The organism is Rufibacter immobilis (assembly GCF_003721565.1).
In the GTDB taxonomy this organism is placed as follows: domain Bacteria; phylum Bacteroidota; class Bacteroidia; order Cytophagales; family Hymenobacteraceae; genus Nibribacter; species Nibribacter immobilis.
Genome location: NZ_RJJE01000009.1, coordinates 1142465 through 1161507 on the forward strand (window position 1 = coordinate 1142465; position 19043 = coordinate 1161507).

The window sequence follows — 19043 nt, forward strand, 5'->3', positions numbered from 1 at the left end:
GTATGGTTCGTCCTCTTCGGCTTTACGCTGTTTCTGTCTGGCAGAATGTTCTTTCTCTTTTCTACTATTCTATAATATGCCCAGAGAGCGGCGCAAGTTTATTCAACAACGGTCTGGTGCAACAGGTTCTTATGCGAGTTGGGTCTGCAGATACTGCTGAACCGCTGGCTTGTTGTAGTCTTCCTCCGTCTGGATGTGTACCATGAGCTCCCGCATGATCTCCTCCTGCCGCTTTCCGTTGGCCAATGCCTCGGCATACGGCAAATCGGGGGAAAAGGTGACCATGGAATACAGCGGGAGCCAGGCATCTGGATACTGGGCCGTGATTTTGGCTTCTATCTTCTTCTGCAACAGAAACCGCGGATCGGCTACTTTGTCCCGCATCTCAATGAAATTGTACACCGCTAAATCTGCAATGGCGTCTGTATTGGCTTTGCGCACCTGCTGAAACGTCTGGAAAATAGTTTCCCAGTCGTCTTGGTGCTGTTCTAAAAGCCCGCGCAACACGGTGCAGTCTTCAAACCCGGCATTCATGCCCTGCCCGTAAAAGGGCACAATGGCGTGGGCTGCGTCTCCCAGAAGTAAAATTTTGCCACCATGGCTCCACGGGAAACATTTCACCGTGACCAGAGAACCGGTGGGGTTTTCAAAGAATTCCTGCGCCAGGTCTGGCATAAGGGCGGCAGCGTCTGGGAAAACTTCTTTGAAGAAAGCCTCCAGCTGCGCCGATGTTTGCAAGGATTTAAAAGAAGGCTCGCCCGCGTACGGGAAGAACAGGGTACAGGTGAAAGAACCATCTATGTTGGGCAAGGCAATCATCATGTACTGGCCCCGGGGCCAGATGTGCAGGGCGTTCTTCTCCAGTTGCCAGTTTCCGTCTGCGGCGGGCGGAATGGTAAGTTCTTTGTAACCGTAGTCCAGGTAACTCTGCTCATAGTTGAACCGGTCTGTTTTCTGCAAAGACAGCCGTACCATGGAGAAAGCCCCGTCTGCGGCGAAAATCACATCGGGCTGAATCTGATGCTCCTGCCCCGAGACGGCATCCAGCATGGTCACTTTGTTGGTAACCACTTCCACCTCCAGCACCTGTTGCTGAAAGTGCAGGGAGATGCCCGGTTCTGCCTCGGCCAGGTCTAATAGAGCCTGGTTCAAACCACCTCTGGAAACCGAATAGATGGCCTGGTTTTCTTGCCCATACGGCTGAAAAGACAGGTTGCCGTTTTTATCATGCATGACCCGGCGGTACATGGGAATGGCCACTTTCTTAATGTCTTCCGCAATCCCAATGGTTTCCAGCGCGCGCCAGCCTCTGTCACTCAACGCCAGGTTAATGGATTTGCCTGCGTTGATGTCTGTACGGCGCAAATCTGGCCTCCGCTCATACACATCCACCCGATACCCTTGTTTGGCTAGGTACAAAGACAGCAGGCAGCCTACCAGGCCCCCGCCCATCACGCTGAGTTGGGTGGTTTTCTCCATCAGATTAAGGTTACAGACAGTACCGCTAAGCAGGATCTTTCATGAAATACTGCTTTCTACGGAAAGAAGAGGTAAACTTGGTTAATTTTAATGAAAAAGCCACCACCTGTCTGCGCCAATGTCCCTCTTTGGCCGCCAAATGTGCTTGCCCACACGCTTACCGCCGCGGCACCCTGTTCTCTGGTTTGGGCCTGTTTTCAGAAAAACGGCCCCTAAACCCAACTTTGGGAAGGAAAAGTCATTCTGCCCTATCCATGGATAAACCGAAAGGTAAGGTTGATTCTGGGCTGTACTGCTTTGGCGGTTTTAGGCAGCTGGTGGTGCCAGAAATGTTGGGTGGTACCAGCCATCAGCAGCAGACTCCCCGAGGGCAGCACTAGTTGCTGTTTCAGGTCTTTCTGTTGCCGGTGCCGGAAAGAGAAGGTCCGGTCCTGCCCCAGACTCAGCGACGCGATAACCGGATTCTGGCCTAACTCAGGTTCATCATCTGCGTGCCAGCCCATGCTGTCTTGCCCGTGCCGGTACAGGTTCAGAAGTACGCTGTTGAAGGGAACGCCCGTTACCTGTTCCAAGTCTGCTTTAAGGGCAAGCAGTTGGGGAATCCAGAGCAAAGGCTCCCAGGTAAGCCCCGAGTAGGTGTAGCTTTTGCCGGCATCGGCGTACCAGGCGGTGAGGCGGGGCTGTTCTACTTGCCGGCCAAACATCCTAATCTTTTCCTGTCGCCAGGCTACCTGTTCTTCCAGTGCCTGCTGCACCTGCGGTTGCGTTTCTTTGGAAATAAAATCAGGGATCAGGTACACCTGGGCGTCTTGCATGGGCAATTGACAGGACGCATAGTTTTGTTCAAAGTCAGGAGATACTACTGGCATATGTGGTTGGTTCAGCTACGCACTTTCCGGGGCCGGGACAGATGAATCTGTTTTCTCTTTGGTAAGATCTTCCTTGGCTTTGCGTGGATCAATGTAATCGCTAGGTTTTCGTACTTTGTCCAGGTACTGCATCACAGGGGTGGCCAATACTCCGTGCAGTACAATAGACAGCAGAATGGTAAAACCCGCTACGGCCCAGATCTCTTCTGGGTTGGTAAAAGAAGCTTTGCTCAGGGCAAAGGAAATGTAGAAGATGGAGCCAATGCCCCTGATCCCAAAAAAGCTGATGGCCCATTTCTCGCGGGTTTTTACTTTGATGCCCAGCAACCCAATGTAGCCGGCCAGGGGACGTACCACCAGCAGAAAACCAACGCCCACCAATGCCCCTTGCCAGGTAAGCGCGTCTAATAATCCCCGGCTCAGGCTTCCGCCCAGCAAGATAAGGACAATCACCAGCAGAATCCGCTCAATCTGGTCTGTGAAGTCATGCAGTTCGCGGTGGTAGGAGTAATCTTTCTCCTGATGCTTGAGAGTGAGCCCTGTAAGAAATACCGCAATAAAGCCGTAGCCGTGCAGCATCTCCGTTAAGGCATACACTAATAAGGTAGCCGAGATGGCCACGAAGCCATCCTGGGTTTCGGGGAAGCGGCTCTTTTTAGGCAGTTTAAAAAGCAGGTACGCCAGCACTCTCCCCATGAGGTAGCCTACGCCTACTCCTACCGCAATGCGGTACAGCAAATCATAGGTAAGCCAGTGGGTGAGCCAGTTTTCTGGGGCCAGGCCTTTGGTGGCCAGCGCTATTCCCAACCAGGTAAAAGGGAAGGCCATGCCGTCGTTGAGGCCGGCCTCGGAGGTGAGGGCAAAACGGGGAGCGTCTTCAATTTCCTCGCTGGGCGGCCCCACCTGCACATCTGAGGCCAGTACCGGGTCTGTGGGCGCCATGGCCGCCGCCAGCAACACGGCAGAGGCTACGGGAAACCCCAGAAACTGCCACGCGAGCCAGGCCAAGGCGCCAATAGAGAGAAGCATAGTCCAGCTGACCAGCCGGAAAGGCACCTGCCAACTGAAAAAAGAAAACCGCCGGTTAATCTTAATGCCCGTGCCCATAAGCGTAATGATGACGCACAGCTCTGACAGCCGCAACGCCAAATCATTTTCCCGCAGCGGATCTGGCTCCGGAAGACCTATAGGCAGTTTAAACAACAGGAACCCCACTACCACAAAAAGCATGGCGTAAGAGAAAGGCACTTTCTTGAACCAAGTGGGCAACCAAGCCATGGCCAGCGCGGCTATGCCAATCACTAGAAAAGAGATCAGGTAAACATCCATGGGTGGTGCTGTTTCTGTAGGTGGGAGTTGGGCAACTCGTATAAATACTTACTTCATACGGAATCTGGTTCTTTTTTTCCGACCTATTTTCTGCAAAACCCTCAATTTTTGATCAACTATTTCCTGCTTTTCTGCAAAACAACGCCTCCCGTTTAGGGGCCGTTTTTGCAAAAACGGCCCCTAAACGGGAGGCGGCACCTGTATACTAAAGTAGGGAACGCTATTTAGGAATAACCATTATCTCTGGAAATGCGCTGCTAAAAACTGCCCAAACCGGTACACATCTTCAAACGTGTTGTACAGAGGCGTAGGAGCCACCCTGATCACGTTGGGTTCGCGCCAATCCAGAATGAAGCCGTTGGCCATGAGCGTGTCAAACAATTGGCGGCCGTTCTGGTGCACCAGCAATGACAATTGGCAGCCTCTGGCTGATGGTTCTGCGGGCGTGATCACTTCCAGGGCTTCTTTGGGCTGCTGCAATCCGTTGATCAGGAACTCCAGGTAGGCGGTGAGCTGCTCGCTCTTGGCCCGCAGGTTGTCCATGCCGGCCTGGTCAAAGAGTTCCAGCGAGGCTTTGTGCACGGCCATGGGCAGAATCTGGCTGTTGGAGAGCTGCCACCCTTCGGCCCCGGGCATGGGGATAAAGCCTTTCTTCATCTGGAAACGCACGCTCTGGTCATGTCCCCACCACCCGGCAAAGCGCGGCAGGTCTGGGTTCTGGGCGTGGCGTTCATGCACAAACACCCCAGAGGTTCCGCCGGGGCCTGAGTTCAGGTACTTATAGGTACACCACACGGCAAAGTCCACGTCCCAGTCGTGCAGGTGCAGGACTACGTTACCCGCCGCGTGGGCCAGATCAAAACCGCAGACGGCACCCGCCGCGTGGGCGGCCTGCGTGATAGCGGCCATGTCAAACACCTGACCGGTGTAGTAATTGATACCGCCCATCATGACCAGAGCCAAAGAGTCGGCGTTTTCCTGGATGGTGCGGAGGATGTCTTCGGTGCGCAGGGTGTGCTCACCGGCGCGGGGAGCCACTTCTATGATGGCGTCCTCTGGGTCGAACCCGTGGAATTTCACCTGGCTCTCCAGCGCGTACTGGTCTGAGGGAAAAGCTCCAGCCTCCGTGAGTATCTTGTAACGCGGGCCCTGCGGCCGATAGAAAGATACCAACATAAGGTGCAGGTTCACGGTGAGCTGGTTCATGACCACTACCTCTTCGGGCTTGGCCCCCACCACGCGGGCGGTAGGCGCGGCCAGGGTGGCATGGTACGTAAACCAGGGAGAATCGCCGGTGAAATGGCCTTCCACCCCCAGTTCGGCCCATTTGGTCATTTCGGCCTCCACCGCGGCCCGGGCGGCTTTCGGCTGTAAGCCCAAGGAGTTTCCGCAGAGGTACACGGTGTCCTGGCCGTTTTGCTGCGGAATGTGGAACTGGTCTCTAAATGTGCGAAGCGGGTCTGCCTGGTCTTGCGCCTGGGCGTAGGCAAGGGTATTTTGAAAAGACATGGAAGCTCGTTAAATCTTGGTTGTTGGAATGGTTGGCTAAATTACCTAACGGGCGTTAGATCACCATACATTTCGGCTTAAACTATTCTGACCATTACCGTGCGTTTAGGAGCTCTTTTTCCAAAAAAAGCCCCTAAACGCAAATCCTTTCTTAACTCACGGAAAAGCGGCCGACGAAGTAAGACAGGTTTCTCTAACCTAGAAACAGCTTTTTATCCAGCCCCAGCCATTGCAGGGCAGAGCCGCTCAGGAGCAGTTCCTTCACCTCGTTTGTGTAGGGCATGGATTCAATCAGTTTTCCCGGCTCCAGTTCGCCCAGCGGGAAGGGGTAATCTGAGCCCAACGCCACTTTATCTGCCCCAAACTGCTTTACCACATAGTCTAAGGTGTTGGGGCAGTGCACCAGGGAATCTATCCAGAACTTGCCCAGGTAGCTTTCGGGTTTTACGGGGTTGTCTACGGCGCAGAGGTCTGGCCGCACGTCAAAACCGTGCTGAATGCGCCCAATGGTGAAAGGGAAAGAACCTCCGCCGTGGGCGAAGGCCAGCCGCAGGTGGGGCAACCGCTCCAGCACGCCCCCAAAAATGAGCGAGCAGATGGCGCGGGAAGTCTCGGCGGGCATGCCCACGAGCCACGGGAGCCAGTATTTACGCATCTTCTTCTCGCCCATCATGTCCCAGGGGTGCACAAAGATGGCAGCGCCCAGATCGGCGGCGGCTTCAAAAATGGGAAACAGGGCGGCATCGTCCAGATTGGTGTCGTTCACGTTGGAGCCAATCTGCACCCCGGCCAGCCCCAGTTCCTTCATGCAGCGCTCCAGTTCTTTGATGGCCAGCTCGGTGTCCTGCATGGGCAGGGTGCCCAGCCCCACAAACCGCTGCGGATACGTTGCCACCACCCCGGCAATATGGTCGTTCAGGATTTTGGAGAGGTCCCAGGTGTGCTCGGGCTTGGCCCAGTAACTGAACATGACCGGCACGGTGCTCAACACCTGCACGTGTACACCGTGGTGGTCGCACTCGCGCATACGGGCGGCGGGGTCCCAGCTGTTTTCCTGGATTTCGCGGAAGAACCGGTCATCCATCATCATGCGGGCGCAGCAGGGCTTGTGGTGCTCCAGCCGGATGAAGCCGCCATAGCCGTACCGTTCCCGCAAATCGGGCCATTTCTCCGGGAGGATGTGCGTGTGGATGTCTATTTTAAGGGACTGGTTCAACATAAGCGGCAAGACAAACTAAAGGCAACTTTGCTCAACTTACGAAATCTCCGGCATATAATGTTCTGCCACCGGCACGGCAAGGCGTTTAGCGGCTCTTTTTTGAAAATTAGCCCCTAAACGCCCGCATTGGCGCCCGCCGCGCCTTCGCCATTTATGCAGCGCTTCTTCTTTGCGGCAGCGGTCGCTTCTTAAAATTCACTTTATCAGATATTTACAGGCCCAACTTTTGCAAAATAGGCAAAAAGGATTTAGCTTAACCGTGCCCCCGCCCATTCTTACTCCTGCCTATGAGAACAGTTCTTGTTTTAGGAAGCACCGGCAGCCTGGGCTCCTGCGTGCTGGAAGTACTCAGACAACACGGTTATAAAATAAGGGCCACCGCCCGCACACCGCTCAAAGCCGAACAACTGAAACCCTGGGCCCACGAGGTGGTGGTCTGTGACCCTACCAAGGCAGAAACACTGCCCCCGGCCCTGGTGCAGGGCGTGGACTATATCATCTCGGCGCTGGGCAAAAGCCTCCGGTTAACCGACCGCAGCCGCACATCTTTCCATGAGGTGGATTTCAAGGGAAACCTGAACGTGCTCCGGCTGGCGCAGCAACACGCCCCGCACCTGCAAAAGTTTGTGTACGTGGGGGCCTTCAGCGGGGAAGAATGTCCGCACGTGGCTTATTTCAGGGCGCACGAAGATTTTGCCCAGGCCCTGCGGCAAAGCGGATTTGCCTTCTCCATCATTAAGCCGCCCGCTCTGTTCTCTGCGTTTCTGGACCTGCTGCCCCGGGCCCGCGACGGAAAGCTCTCCTCACTGGGTGACGGCGACACCATCACTAATCCCATTCATGAGCAGGAGGTAGCCGAAGTTTGCGTGCAGGCGCTCACCCAACCCGGAAACGACACCCTGGAATTGGGCGGCCCTGTGGCCTATACCCGATTGGAGTTGATCCAGCTCCTGGGCAAAGCCGTGGGCAAAAAACACGTTATTCCCAGCATGCCGTATTGGCTGGTTCAGGCCTTTCTACCGCTGTTGCGCCTGTTCAACCGCTCCTGGTATGAGAAAGTGGCTTTCTTTGTGGAAGTGACCAAAACCGACTGCGTGGCGCCCGTAAAAGGCCGGCTGCGGCTGGAAGATTATTTAGCCCAACATGTATAGCAACCCGCTTGGGGCATCCGCCGTTTTTCCCGATATTTGCCTACACTTCGAATTAGACTAACCGCATGGGAAGAGCATTTGAGTTCCGGAAAGCCCGGAAAATGAAACGCTGGGACATGATGTCCAAGCAGTTCACCCGCATAGGGAAAGAAATTGTGATGGCCGTGAAATCCGGAGGCCCTGACCCAGACACCAACGCTCGTCTGCGCGTGTGCATCCAGAACGCCAAAGGCGTGAACATGCCCAAAGACCGCGTGGAAGCCGCCATCAAGCGGGCCCAGGGCAAGGAAGAAAGCGATTACTCAGAGGTAGTATATGAAGGATACGGTCCGCACGGCGTGGCCGTTCTGGTAGAAACCGCTACCGACAACGTGAACCGTACCGTAGCCAACGTGCGCATGCACTTTAACCGCACCGGCGGGGAGTTGGGTCGCACCGGCCAGTTCGACTTCATCTTTGAGCGCAAAGGCGTGTTCCACCTCAACGGTGAAGGCCTGGACATGGAAGAACTGGAGCTGGACCTGATTGACTTCGGGCTGGAGAGCATTGACAAGGACGAAGAGGAAAACGAGATCATTATCCAGACTTCCTTCGGTGACTTTGGCGCCATGCAGAAAGCCCTGGAAGAGCGCGGGATCCACGTGAAAACCTCTGAGTTGCAACGTTACCCCACCGTCCTCAAAGAACTCACGCCCGAGCAGCAGGAAGACATGACCAAACTCCTGGACCGCCTGGAAGAGGACGATGACGTACAGGCCGTGTACCACAACATGAAAGAAGACGCCGGAGACGACGAATAACCTGCGTTTAGCGCCTGTTTTCTGAAAAACGGCTGCTAAACGGAATTAACGGCAAAGGCCCGCTTTCTGAAGAGAATGCGGGCCTTTTGCTATTGTTGAAAAGATTCATTTAGGCCAATGCGCACTCAAGAAGGGACGCTCCTAGGCATGAACTACTATTTCTGTTTTTGAAACTTCTATCAGGGAATGCGTCAGAAAGAGTTTGACAATCAACTCTATGTACTTGTCAAACAGATCTATTAACTCACTGTTTCTGATATTTCCCGTTTTGATCAGCAACAGTTTAGGCGGTTCTTTTCTTAGAACATAAGATTCAAGAAAGTCTGCATCTTTGGTGATGACGATAAGCTGCTCCTCTAAAGCTAATCGTGTGATGTACCCGTCTTGCGTTTTATTCTTGTCTGGTAATTCAAGGGTATGGATGGAATCTATCCCTTTTGATTTTATGAAGTCAGAAAGTGTCTTAGGCAATTGGGCATCTACAATAAACTTCATGAAGCTATTCTATAGATACTTTTTACTTGAGTTAGCTTAGCCGCATATTGAAGGCAGGCAAGAAAATCTTCTTTCTCTAAATCTGGATAATCTTCCAACAGTTCATCTACGGTCATCCCAGAAGCCAAAAGCTCCAGCATATTGTCTACCGGATACCGCAATCCGCGAATTGTGGGTTTCCCGTGACAAATATTAGGGTCAATTGTTATCCGTTCTAAGAGTTTTTCTTGCATATCTACTTTTACTTGATAGAGTCAAAAATAAGCAAAAATTTGCGGGCCTTATCTTCACACCCCAGTCAGATGCCATCCAAGTTTAAAGAAAAGGCAATCTTTATTCGCCCACAAGATCTTTTCAGGAAGACACCGTGAGAAAAAGCAAATCGTGATGTTCCTCTTCCTACCTCCCCGAAGTCTGCGCTCGCGTTTGGGTTGTCATTAGTTGGTAGCCCGTGTTTCGGTTTAGAAAGCTAGTTAGGCAAAATAGTTGGAGCGAAAGCGAGACTACCAGCAGGAAAAGCAAGGTGCGGGTAATGGAATACACAATCTGTAGTCTAAACAGCAGAAAAATAATAACACCCGCAAGAAGCAGACCCACCGTAGCGGCTACGCCCACAAACAGATTAGGCCGCGATAAGGCTTGGATAAAAGGCACTTCCCGCACGAGCCAAACCACCCCGGAAAGCAATAGCATAATACTGATAATGCTCATGACTTTGTTACGGCCTCTGTATCTCTCTTCTTTTCCGCCCGCCAAGAAAGCAAGAATGAACTCGGATAGTAGCGTGAGTATTTCCGTTATACTTGGTGTAAGTGGTTCCTAGTTAGATGAACTACTGCACCGGAGCGGGCTTCACCATTACTTCACCGCAATTGCTGCAGGTGCGTTTCTCTTCAGACTCCCAGAAAGCATTCATGACCACCGGCAATTGGCCCACGATGTCTGAGACGGGGATAAACTCTTCGTACAGTTTGGTGTTGCAGTTCTCGCAGTACCATTGGAAACCGTCCAATTCAGATTCATCGCGGTAGCGTTCCATCACCAGACCTACGGTGTTGGGGCCGCGACGCGGAGAATGCGGCACGTTGGGCGGAAGCAGGAAAATATCGCCTTCGTTGATGTGGATGTCTTTGAACTCGCCGTTGTCAATGACCTTGAGCACAATGTCGCCCTCCAGCTGGAAGAAGAATTCCTCGCCGTTGTTGATGTGGTAGTCTTTGCGCGAGTTGGGGCCGCCCACCACCATCACGATAAAGTCTTTGTTGTCTTTGTAGACCTGTTGGTTGCCCACCGGTGGCTTGAGCAGGTGACGGTGTTCCTCTATCCATTTCTTGAAGTTGAAGGCAGGTTGTAAGGCCATAGGAGTTGCGTTTGCGTAGAAGATGCGCCTCTGGTTCAGGCCAGCGGCTGCTCCAAGGTACGAAACCGCCACGAAAAAGGTAAATCCTGTTTAGGGGCTCTTTTTCTGAAAATCGGCCGAAAACATTCCGTTGAAAGAGGTAGATACCGAAAGCTCTTTGGCATTCTGCAAGTATCTTGTCGTTTCCGTAAGCACTATTACTACTTATTCACAAGATCTTTCCAAGATGACAAGGACGGAAAAGAGCAGGTCACCTCAATATTTCCTATTTTGCTTACTCAGAACTCTAGACTCAAGACTCAGAACTCTTTATAATGGATTTGAATTTACAGCATAAGTACGCCGTGGTCTGCGGCAGTACACAGGGTATCGGGAAAGCGGTGGCTCTGGAGTTAGCGCAATTAGGTGCCACGGTGACCTTAGTAGCCCGAAACGAAGAACGCCTGCAGGAAACCGTAAAAGCACTTTCCACCCAGGCTGGTCAGCAGCACCAGTACGTGGTGGCAGATTTCAGCCGTCCGCGCGAGGTGCAGGAGCGTTTAGAGGCTCATTTGGCAAAAATCGGGCAAATCCATATTCTGGTCAACAACACCGGCGGACCAGCGGGCGGACCAGCCTTGGATGCGGCGCTGGAAGAGTTTGAGAACGCCTTCGCGGCGCATTTGCTGTCTAACCACGTGCTGGTGCAGGCGGTGGTGCCTTATATGAAAGAAGCGGGTTACGGGAGAATCATCAATATTATCTCCACCTCGGTGAAGCAGCCTATCAAAGGCTTGGGCGTGTCTAATACCATTAGGGGAGCCGTGGCCAACTGGGCGAAAACGCTTTCCTTTGAACTGGCTCCCTTTGGTATTACGGTGAACAACGTATTACCCGGCGCCACGCTCACGGCCCGTCACCACTCGCTCATTGAGACCAAAATGCAGAAAACCGGCCTCCGCCGAGAGGAAATCGAAAAGGAGATGCTGGCGGGCATTCCGGCCAACCGGTTCGCTGAGCCCGAGGAAGTAGCCGCCGCCGCCGCGTTCCTAGCCTCGCCCGCCGCTGGCTACATCAACGGCGTCAACATACCCGTAGACGGCGGACGGTTGGGGAATCTGTAAACAGAATTCTGAGGAGGAGAAGCACAACCTAAGCGAGCATCAAAGAAAAGCTTCTCAGTTCAAGCCCCTTCCATGTCATCCTGGAAGGATCTTGTAGCCAACGGCAATGGTCTTTACTTCAGCGCTATCCTGGTTCGCCCACAAGATCCTTCCAGGATGACAAAGGAGAATAAACAACTAAAGGAAAAGCAAATAAGGCTAGAGCGAGGCATCTCCCGTATTTTGCTATCTTGTGTCTTGCGTCTTATATCCTGTGTCTTTTATGCTGCACATCCAGAACTTCCTCAACGGCACTTTCCAAGCTCCAGTTTCTGGAGCGTACCTACCCAATATCAATCCGGCCACGGGTGAGGTGTATTCGCAGATTCCGGATTCTGACGAGCGGGATGTGCAGGCGGCGGTAGAGGCGGCGCAGGCGGCGTTCCCGGCGTGGGCGGCACTTTCGGCGGAGAAAAGGGGCCGTTTTCTGATAAAGCTCTCCGAACTGATAGACCGGGATCTGGAGCGTTTGGCCGAAGCCGAGACCACCGATAACGGTAAGCCGCTTTCGCTCTCCCGCACCGTAGACATCCCCAGGGCCAGCAGCAACCTGTACTTCTTCGGGACGGGCGTGCAACATTTCGCCTCCGAGGCGCACCACATGGAAGGCGTGGCGGTGAACTACACGGTGCGCAAGCCGCTAGGCGTGGTGGCCTGCATTTCCCCGTGGAACCTGCCACTGTATCTGTTCACCTGGAAGATTGCCCCGGCCCTGGCCGCCGGAAACTGCGTAGTGGCCAAACCTTCAGAAATTACGCCCTACACCGCCCATCTGCTGGCAGAACTCTGCGTGGAGGCCGGCTTGCCCGCGGGCGTCCTGAACATCGTGCATGGCACCGGTCCCAAAGTAGGCGCGACGCTGTGCGAGCATCCTGAGGTGAAAGCCATTTCCTTCACCGGCGGCACTCAGACCGGCAAAACCATTGCGCGCGCGGCTGCGCCGATGTTCAAGAAACTCTCGCTGGAACTGGGCGGCAAGAACGCCACCGTCATCTTCGCTGATTGTGACTTTGAGAAAACCGTGACCACCGCCGTGCAGGCTGCCTTCGCTAACCAGGGACAGATTTGCCTCTGCGGCTCGCGTATTCTGGTGGAGCGTTCGTTGTACGCGCGTTTCAAGGCTGCTTTTCTGAAAAGAGTCGAAAACCTGACCGTAGGTGATCCCATGGAAGCTGGTTCTAACATGGGTGCACTGGTTTCAGAAGCGCATTTGCAAAAAGTGCAGCAATACATCGCGCTGGCGCAGGAGGAAGGCGGCACGCTGCTCACCGGCGGCGAACGGGTGCAACTGGAAGGCCGCTGCGCGAACGGCTATTTCCTGCAACCCACCGTTTTCGAGAACCTTCCCCACACCTGCCGCACCAACACCGAGGAAATCTTCGGGCCGGTGGTCACGCTCTTGCCTTTTGATACCGAGGAAGAAGCCCTCACTTACGCTAACCATACCCAATACGGCCTCGCCGCTTCCGTCTGGACCCAGGACCTCACCCGCGCCCACCGCGTGGCGCATCAACTGCAAGCCGGCATTGTGTGGGTGAACACCTGGCTGCTGCGGGATTTGCGCACGCCCTTCGGCGGCACCAAACAAAGCGGCGTGGGCCGAGAGGGCGGCTGGGAAGCCCTGCGTTTCTTTACCGAGCCGCAGAATGTGTGCGTGAAGCTGTAGCCTAGTTTTGACCTGATTTCGGAAAAAGAGCCGCTAAAGAGAGTTCTGAGTCTTGAGTCGCGAGTTCTGAGTCTTGGTCTACTGGCAGAAACTGGCGCGAGACTGATGTCTCGTGACACAGGATGATGCGAGTCTCCATACTCGCCGGAAACCACCAGCCGGAACACGGGAGTCTGGAGACTCGCGCCAGCGGAAGGGCAGTTTTGTCTGTTGCCAGACTCAGGACTCAGAACTCAAGACTCAGGACTCTTTCCCGTTTAGCGGCTCTTTTTTCCAAATCTGGCCTAAAACGAACGTTCCTTCGGCGGGGGCCATCTTAAAATAAATGCCTATTTTTAAGGCTACAAACTTTCTAACAAACCGAATGAGACATACCCTTAACCGCTGGATGATAGCGGCTAGCTGCCTGGTGTTGGCCGTGAGCGCCCAAGCCCAGCAGAAACGAGACTTTGATTTAGACGACATTTTCCGGAAAGGCACGTTCCAGGCCCGCTCGGTGTACGGCGTGAACTGGATGCGCAACGGCCAGTTCTACTCCAGCCAGGTGGCCGATGACAAGAACAAGGCCGTGGACATTGTGCAGGTAGACGTGACTACTGGGCAGCCGGTTAGCACCATTCTGGAGGGCGAAGACCTGAAGATGGACGGCAAAGTGCTGAAGTACGACGGTTACAGCTTCAGCAATGACGAGACCAAAATCCTGTTCGAGACGGAGCACGAGCCCATTTACCGCCGCAGCAGCAAGGGCCATTTCTACGTGTATGACCGCGCCAGCAAAAAGCTCCAGAAACTGAGCCAGGGCGGTAAGCAGAGCTACGCCACCTTCTCGCCAGATAACAAGTTCGTGGCCTTCGTGCGCGACAACAACCTGTTCTACGTGGACCTGGCCAACATGCAGGAGCGCCAGATTACGAATGACGGCAAGTGGAACTTCATCATCAACGGCGGCACTGATTGGGTGTATGAGGAGGAATTCGGGTTTGCGCAGGCGTTCTTCTGGTCGCCGCAGGGCAATCAGATTGCGTTCTACAAGTTCGATGAGAGCCAGGTGCCCGAGTACAACATGCAGATGTGGGGCCCGCTGTATCCGCAGGACTACAAGTTCAAGTACCCGAAGGCCGGGGAGAAAAACGCCACCGTGGCTATTTACACCTTCGACCTGACATCGGGTAAAACCACCAAGATGGAAACCGGCAACGAGGCCGACCAGTACATCCCGCGCATCAACTGGACCAACACGCCTAATCTGCTGTCCATCCGGCGCATGAACCGTTTGCAGAACACCCTGGAGATTCTGCACGCCAACGCCCAGACCGGCCAGAGCAAAGTGGTCCTGAAAGAGACCGACAAAGCGTACATTGACATTACCGATGACCTCACCTACCTGGCCAACGGCAAGCAGTTTGTGCACAGCTCAGAGAAAGACGGTTTCAACCACCTGTACCTCTATGACATGAACGGCAAACTGGTGCGCCAGATCACGAAGGGCAAGTGGGAAGTGAGCAGCTTCTACGGCGTAGACGAGAAAAACGGCACCATTTATTTCACGTCCACGGAGGTTTCGCCCATGGAGCGTCACCTGTACAGCATGGGCCTGAACGGCAAGAACAAGAAAAGCCTCACGCCCGCCAAAGGCACGCACACCATCAACCTGAGCCGCGATTTCAAATATTACCTGGACTACTACTCCACCATCACCACGCCTACGGTGGTGAGCCTGCACACCTCAGACGGCAAGCAGATCAAGGTGTTGGAGAGCAACGAGAACCTGAAGAGCACGCTGGCTACCTACAACATGCCCAAGCCGGAGTTCTTCCAGTTCAAGACCTCAGAGAACGTGACCCTGAACGGCTACACCATCAAACCCACTGACTTCGACCCGAACAAGAAATATCCGGTGCTTATGTTTCAGTACAGCGGCCCTGGCAGCCAGGAAGTGGTAGACAGCTGGAGAGGCCGCAATTACTTATGGCACAGCTACCTTACCAAACAAGGCTACATCATTGCCGTGATTGATAACCGGGGCACCGGCGGACGCGGTGCCGAGTTCAAGAAAATGACCTACGGCAACTTGGGCCACTATGAAGTCATTGACCAGATTGAAGGCGCGAAGCACCTGGGCAACCTGCCGTACGTAGACAAAGGCCGCATCGGGATTTGGGGCTGGAGTTTCGGGGGCTACATGAGTTCGCTGGCCATCACCAAAGGCGCCGATGTGTTCAAAGCCGCCATCGCGGTGGCGCCGGTAATTAACTGGCGCTTCTATGACTCCATTTACACCGAGCGCTTCCTGAAATTGCCGCAGGACAACGCCAAAGGCTACGACGACAACTCCCCCATCACCCACGCGAACAAACTGCGCGGCAAGTACCTGCTCATCCACGGTACCGGCGACGACAACGTACATTTCCAGAATGCGGTGGAGATGGTCAATGCCCTGGTGAAAGCCAACATTCCGTTCGAGAGCGCCTACTACCCTAACCGGAACCACGGCATCAGCGGCGGCAACACCACCATCCACCTGTTCACTAAAATGACTGAGTTTATCCAGCGGAACTTGTAGTCTGAACTTACCTTAGCATAGAAAACGCCAGCCTTCTTGAAGGGCTGGCGTTTTTGTTTTGGGGCTGATTTCAGAAAAAGAGCTGCTAAACGGAAAAGCTTCTGCAAATGACAATTCCCGATAGTGTTGGGCCTAATCTATAAGCCACAATAAAGACTGACTACACTTTCTACAGCAAGATACTTCTTCTACCTTTTCTATTCGCATTCCGTCCCCCTTTGAAGGGGGTAGGGGGATGACAAGGCAATCTAAAGAACCAATAGCTTTCACTACGAAGCTTGGGAACCACGGTGAATTCCCCTACATCTATGGGAAAGCCATTATCAGCACGAGTCATCATCCCCCTACCCCCTTCAAAGGGGGACGGAATGCGTGGAATCAATGGGTTCATTATAACCCGAATTTCCACTTTAAGCCTGTTTCCAGAAAAAGAGCCGCTAAACGCACCTTACTTCCGCGAGTCTGGAGACTCGCTTCATCCCATGTCACGAGACTGAAGTCTCGCGCCAGGTAAAGTCACTTTGTCGTGCTACTTGATACTTGATACGTGATACCCAAGACTACCCTTGGAAACTGGCGCGTTGCAGACGGTCGTTGATGGCGCGGCCCAGGCCATGCTCTGGCATCGGCTCTGCCAGAATCAGGTCAATGGGTTGTTCATCCAGAGAACGGAGGGCGGAAAACAGGGCGCGGGCGGCTTCGCCGAGGTCACCCGAAGCGGAAAGCTGGATTTGCTGTTCCATAGGCACCTGCGGGAAATTCTTTCGCAGCGAAATAGTGCCTACTCTGGCGGGGTCTACCAGGTTCAGGTTTTCCTCAATAGAGCCCAACAACACTTTCTTGCGGGGCGAGTAGTGGCTGCTGAGCATGCCGGGTGCGGCGGGATTGGACGATGACGTTTTGATGCGGGCTTTGGAAATCTGCACCACTTCCTCCAGTTCCTCCAGAGCCAGGCCGCCTAAGCGCAGCACCTCCACCTCGTTTCCGTTCAGGGCCAGAATGGTAGACTCAATGCCCACGGCGCAGGAACCTCCGTCTAAAATATACGGAATACGGCTCCCTAATTGGTCCTGCACGTGTTGGGCAGTGGTAGGGCTCACGTACCCGAACGGATTAGCGCTGGGCGCGGCCACCGGAAACGGCAACTGGCGCAGCAAGTCCAGCGTGAGCGGGTGGCGCGGAATGCGCACGCCCACGGAGTCATGGCCAGAGGTCACCAGCAGCGGCACGTGTTCGGCTTTGGGCAAAATGAGCGTGAGCGGACCGGGCCAGAAACGCTCGGCCAGCAGATACGCTACATCAGGCACTTCGCGGGTAATGTTTTTCACCTCAGACACGGCGTGCGTGTGCACAATGAGCGGGTCAAACGCGGGGCGGTTCTTCGCCTCGAAAATCTTGACTACGGCGACCTCGTCGTAGGCGTTGGCGGCTAAGCCGTACACGGTTTCGGTGGGGATGGCGACCAGTTCGCCCTGGGTTAGATATGCGGCGGCGCGTTGTACCTCTTTGCCTATGTCTGCCATGTTGCGTAGAATAATCCTGCAAAGCTACTACGATGCTGGCTCATTTTCAGCTGCTCCCGTAGGTTAAGTTTCTGTTTAGCGGCCGTTTTTCCAAAAAGAGCCGCTAAACAGCAATCCCCGCTTATGGGGCGGGGATTGCTGTTTCATATAATATAATGAACAAGGCGCAACTAAATCACTCGGCCCTCTTTTTCAGCTTTGCGGTCTAAGTAACCCCCTATGCCAAGTCCAATCCCTACTCCAATGGGAATTCCTAACGCAATGTTTTTGAACATAGCGCCCCACGGCAACCCTATGCCTATTCCAAGCGGAAGCCAGATGCCGCTATAGTAGCCTTTTGAGACTAGTTTGTATTGCTCTCTCACCAGCTTTTTAAGGGCATTGATCCGCTTCTGCAACAAACCAAACGTTTCGTCTTTGGGATTTGGCATCGCCGGCAAGAGCATCACAACGGCTTCAATGTTGCCTTGCAGTACTTCGCGTTGCTGTGCCGAAGCCTCCAGGGTGGGCAGTTTAGAGATCAGGTTCCGAAGCGTGGGCACAGAATAGATCTTCAGTTCCTGCTCTGTGTACGCGTGGGTTCTGGTTTCAATCTCGTGTGAGACGCGTTCTTGCCAGTTCTCTTCCATGTACGTGTAGGCCTATGGTGTTACACCGTCTCCTTCTGGTACAGCTTGGCCAGCGTGGCCACGGCGTAGTCAATCTCCTCTATGGTATTGTACTTGCTGAACGAGAACCGGACGTTGCCGCGCTCCATGTCACAGCCAATGCCGCGGAGTACGTGCGAGCCCAGGTCCACGCCGCTGGTGCAGGCGCTACCGCCCGAGGCGGAAATTTTATTGATGTCCAGGTTGAAGAGCAGCATCTCGTTCATCTCAGAAGCTGGTAAGCTCACGTTCAGGACGGTGTAGAGGCTCTTGTCGCCTTCGGCCGAGAGGCCGTTGAACTGCACGTCTTCTATCTGCTCGCGCAACTTAGAGATCATGCGGTCTTTGAGGCTCTGGATGTGGCGATGATGCTCGTCCATGTCGCGGTACGCAATCTCCAGGGCTTTGGCCAGCCCGATGATGCCGTACACGTTCTCGGTGCCGCCGCGCATGTTGCGCTCCTGCGAACCACCCTGGATCAAGGGATGGATTTTCACCGAGGAATCAACGTAAATGAAGCCCACACCTTTGGGCCCATGGAATTTATGCGCCGAGCCTACCAGGAAATTCAGGCCCAGGGCCTGCACATCGTGGTGGTAGTGACCCATGGTCTGCACCGTGTCTGAGTGGAAGATGGCGTCATATTTCTGGCAGAGATCGGCAATGGTCTGGATATCATTGAGGTTGCCAATCTCGTTGTTGGCGTGCATCACAGATACAAACGTACGGGGCTTGGAGGCCAGCGTCTCTTCCAGGTGCTGCAAGTCCAGCGTTCCGTCAGGGGCAACGCGTAGCATGGTGAGTTCAATCTCACCGTTTTTCTCCAGCACTTCCAAAGAATGCAGCACCGCGTGGTGCTCCAGCGGCGAAGAGATAGCGTGTTTCAGGCCCAGACTGCGGATGGTGCAAATAATGGCCAGGTTATCGGCCTCGGTGCCACCCGAGGTGAAGAACACTTCCGAAGGCGAGGCGTTGATCAGGCCCGCCACTGTTTTCCGGGCGCCTTCAATGGCCGCCCGCACATGCCTACCGTGTGCGTGTATAGAGGATGGGTTTCCGTAGTGCTCCAGCATGAAGGGAGCCATTACCTCAAAAACTTCTTTGTCTAGCGGGGTGGTAGCCGCATTGTCTAAATATACACGCATGGGAATTTTACTTTTTACAGCAACAACAAGTGGAACAGATACGGTTCATGCTCTTCAGGCTTTATGTAGGCAGAAGCAGATTATATAATAGGATTGCAGTTTACCGCAAGGCAAGCCACGTTTGTGGTTTCGCGTTTAGGAACTCT

At 54.0% G+C, this 19043-nt stretch carries 17 protein-coding genes; 5 read left to right on the plus strand and 12 right to left on the minus strand.

The annotated features are described in order from the left end of the window. Positions 1–129: 129 nt before the first annotated feature. The 5 genes from EFA69_RS11895 to EFA69_RS11915 form a co-directional block, all read right to left on the minus strand. Positions 130–1479, minus strand: a complete 1350-nt coding sequence (locus EFA69_RS11895) for an FAD-dependent oxidoreductase (protein ID WP_123133273.1) — start codon at positions 1477–1479, stop codon at positions 130–132. Between the two features lie 248 nt (positions 1480–1727). Beyond that, positions 1728–2348: an alpha-ketoglutarate-dependent dioxygenase AlkB family protein gene (locus tag EFA69_RS11900; protein ID WP_123133274.1), complete on the minus strand. Its 621-nt coding sequence runs from the start codon at positions 2346–2348 to the stop codon at positions 1728–1730. A gap of 15 nt (positions 2349–2363) precedes the next feature. Next, positions 2364–3677, minus strand: a complete 1314-nt coding sequence (locus EFA69_RS11905; RefSeq protein ID WP_123133275.1) for a cation:proton antiporter — start codon at positions 3675–3677, stop codon at positions 2364–2366. A gap of 237 nt (positions 3678–3914) precedes the next feature. Continuing rightward, positions 3915–5186, minus strand: a complete 1272-nt coding sequence (kynU, locus tag EFA69_RS11910; protein ID WP_123133276.1) for a kynureninase — start codon at positions 5184–5186, stop codon at positions 3915–3917. Positions 5187–5379: 193 nt separating this feature from the next. Continuing rightward, the gene (locus EFA69_RS11915) at positions 5380–6405 is read right to left on the minus strand and encodes an amidohydrolase family protein (protein WP_123133277.1); all 1026 of its coding nucleotides are present in this window, start codon (positions 6403–6405) and stop codon (positions 5380–5382) included. A 287-nt stretch (positions 6406–6692) separates the two neighbouring features. Here EFA69_RS11915 and EFA69_RS11920 point away from each other — a divergent pair, with 287 nt between their 5' ends. Together EFA69_RS11920 and EFA69_RS11925 are read left to right on the plus strand one after the other, a co-directional pair. Next, on the plus strand, positions 6693–7556 hold the full coding sequence (locus EFA69_RS11920; RefSeq protein WP_123133278.1) for an SDR family oxidoreductase: 864 nt from the start codon (positions 6693–6695) through the stop codon (positions 7554–7556). Between the two features lie 65 nt (positions 7557–7621). Next, the gene (locus tag EFA69_RS11925; RefSeq protein ID WP_123133279.1) at positions 7622–8356 is read left to right on the plus strand and encodes a YebC/PmpR family DNA-binding transcriptional regulator; all 735 of its coding nucleotides are present in this window, start codon (positions 7622–7624) and stop codon (positions 8354–8356) included. A gap of 141 nt (positions 8357–8497) precedes the next feature. Here the strand turns inward: EFA69_RS11925 and EFA69_RS11930 are convergent, their stop codons facing one another. The 4 genes from EFA69_RS11930 to EFA69_RS11945 all read right to left on the minus strand — a co-directional run bounded on the left by EFA69_RS11930 (position 8498) and on the right by EFA69_RS11945 (position 10211). Continuing rightward, the gene (locus EFA69_RS11930) at positions 8498–8851 is read right to left on the minus strand and encodes a DUF5615 family PIN-like protein (protein ID WP_123133280.1); all 354 of its coding nucleotides are present in this window, start codon (positions 8849–8851) and stop codon (positions 8498–8500) included. After that, positions 8848–9084 carry a DUF433 domain-containing protein gene (locus EFA69_RS11935; protein WP_123133281.1) on the minus strand — a complete coding sequence of 79 codons (237 nt, stop codon included), beginning with the start codon at positions 9082–9084 and terminating at the stop codon, positions 8848–8850. Before EFA69_RS11935 ends, EFA69_RS11930 begins: the two co-directional genes overlap by 4 nt. Positions 9085–9250: 166 nt before the next feature. Continuing rightward, entirely contained in the window at positions 9251–9562 is a 312-nt protein-coding gene (locus tag EFA69_RS11940; RefSeq protein ID WP_123133282.1) for a hypothetical protein, read from the minus strand. 121 nt (positions 9563–9683) lie between these two features. Next, positions 9684–10211 carry a 3-hydroxyanthranilate 3,4-dioxygenase gene (locus EFA69_RS11945; RefSeq protein ID WP_123133487.1) on the minus strand — a complete coding sequence of 176 codons (528 nt, stop codon included), beginning with the start codon at positions 10209–10211 and terminating at the stop codon, positions 9684–9686. A gap of 314 nt (positions 10212–10525) precedes the next feature. On the opposite strand from EFA69_RS11945, the gene EFA69_RS11950 reads away from it, so the two are divergent. The 3 genes from EFA69_RS11950 to EFA69_RS11960 all read left to right on the plus strand — a co-directional run bounded on the left by EFA69_RS11950 (position 10526) and on the right by EFA69_RS11960 (position 15582). Further along, positions 10526–11314, plus strand: coding sequence for an SDR family oxidoreductase (locus EFA69_RS11950; protein WP_123133283.1), 789 nt, complete (start codon positions 10526–10528; stop codon positions 11312–11314). 262 nt (positions 11315–11576) lie between these two features. Beyond that, entirely contained in the window at positions 11577–13019 is a 1443-nt protein-coding gene (locus tag EFA69_RS11955; protein WP_123133284.1) for an aldehyde dehydrogenase, read from the plus strand. 364 nt (positions 13020–13383) lie between these two features. Further along, positions 13384–15582: a S9 family peptidase gene (locus EFA69_RS11960; protein WP_123133285.1), complete on the plus strand. Its 2199-nt coding sequence runs from the start codon at positions 13384–13386 to the stop codon at positions 15580–15582. Positions 15583–16142: 560 nt separating this feature from the next. Here the strand turns inward: EFA69_RS11960 and EFA69_RS11965 are convergent. The 3 genes from EFA69_RS11965 to EFA69_RS11975 all read right to left on the minus strand — a co-directional run bounded on the left by EFA69_RS11965 (position 16143) and on the right by EFA69_RS11975 (position 18897). Then, a complete protein-coding gene (locus EFA69_RS11965) occupies positions 16143–17105 on the minus strand; it encodes an L-threonylcarbamoyladenylate synthase (RefSeq protein WP_123133286.1) in 963 nt (320 codons plus the stop codon). A 170-nt stretch (positions 17106–17275) separates the two neighbouring features. Continuing rightward, entirely contained in the window at positions 17276–17734 is a 459-nt protein-coding gene (locus tag EFA69_RS11970) for a hypothetical protein (RefSeq protein ID WP_123133287.1), read from the minus strand. Between the two features lie 20 nt (positions 17735–17754). Beyond that, the gene (locus EFA69_RS11975; RefSeq protein ID WP_123133288.1) at positions 17755–18897 is read right to left on the minus strand and encodes a cysteine desulfurase family protein; all 1143 of its coding nucleotides are present in this window, start codon (positions 18895–18897) and stop codon (positions 17755–17757) included. Between the last annotated feature and the right edge of the window lie 146 nt (positions 18898–19043).

Coding starts and splice junctions, on each gene's coding strand:
- EFA69_RS11895 (WP_123133273.1), bottom strand. CDS start 1,479: ATGGAGAAAACCACCCAACTCAGCGTGATGGGCGGGGGCCTGGTAGGC.
- EFA69_RS11900 (WP_123133274.1), bottom strand. CDS start 2,348: ATGCCAGTAGTATCTCCTGACTTTGAACAAAACTATGCGTCCTGTCAA.
- EFA69_RS11905 (WP_123133275.1), bottom strand. CDS start 3,677: ATGGATGTTTACCTGATCTCTTTTCTAGTGATTGGCATAGCCGCGCTG.
- kynU (WP_123133276.1), bottom strand. CDS start 5,186: ATGTCTTTTCAAAATACCCTTGCCTACGCCCAGGCGCAAGACCAGGCA.
- EFA69_RS11915 (WP_123133277.1), bottom strand. CDS start 6,405: ATGTTGAACCAGTCCCTTAAAATAGACATCCACACGCACATCCTCCCG.
- EFA69_RS11920 (WP_123133278.1), top strand. CDS start 6,693: ATGAGAACAGTTCTTGTTTTAGGAAGCACCGGCAGCCTGGGCTCCTGC.
- EFA69_RS11925 (WP_123133279.1), top strand. CDS start 7,622: ATGGGAAGAGCATTTGAGTTCCGGAAAGCCCGGAAAATGAAACGCTGG.
- EFA69_RS11930 (WP_123133280.1), bottom strand. CDS start 8,851: ATGAAGTTTATTGTAGATGCCCAATTGCCTAAGACACTTTCTGACTTC.
- EFA69_RS11935 (WP_123133281.1), bottom strand. CDS start 9,084: ATGCAAGAAAAACTCTTAGAACGGATAACAATTGACCCTAATATTTGT.
- EFA69_RS11940 (WP_123133282.1), bottom strand. CDS start 9,562: ATGAGCATTATCAGTATTATGCTATTGCTTTCCGGGGTGGTTTGGCTC.
- EFA69_RS11945 (WP_123133487.1), bottom strand. CDS start 10,211: ATGGCCTTACAACCTGCCTTCAACTTCAAGAAATGGATAGAGGAACAC.
- EFA69_RS11950 (WP_123133283.1), top strand. CDS start 10,526: ATGGATTTGAATTTACAGCATAAGTACGCCGTGGTCTGCGGCAGTACA.
- EFA69_RS11955 (WP_123133284.1), top strand. CDS start 11,577: ATGCTGCACATCCAGAACTTCCTCAACGGCACTTTCCAAGCTCCAGTT.
- EFA69_RS11960 (WP_123133285.1), top strand. CDS start 13,384: ATGAGACATACCCTTAACCGCTGGATGATAGCGGCTAGCTGCCTGGTG.
- EFA69_RS11965 (WP_123133286.1), bottom strand. CDS start 17,105: ATGGCAGACATAGGCAAAGAGGTACAACGCGCCGCCGCATATCTAACC.
- EFA69_RS11970 (WP_123133287.1), bottom strand. CDS start 17,734: ATGGAAGAGAACTGGCAAGAACGCGTCTCACACGAGATTGAAACCAGA.
- EFA69_RS11975 (WP_123133288.1), bottom strand. CDS start 18,897: ATGCGTGTATATTTAGACAATGCGGCTACCACCCCGCTAGACAAAGAA.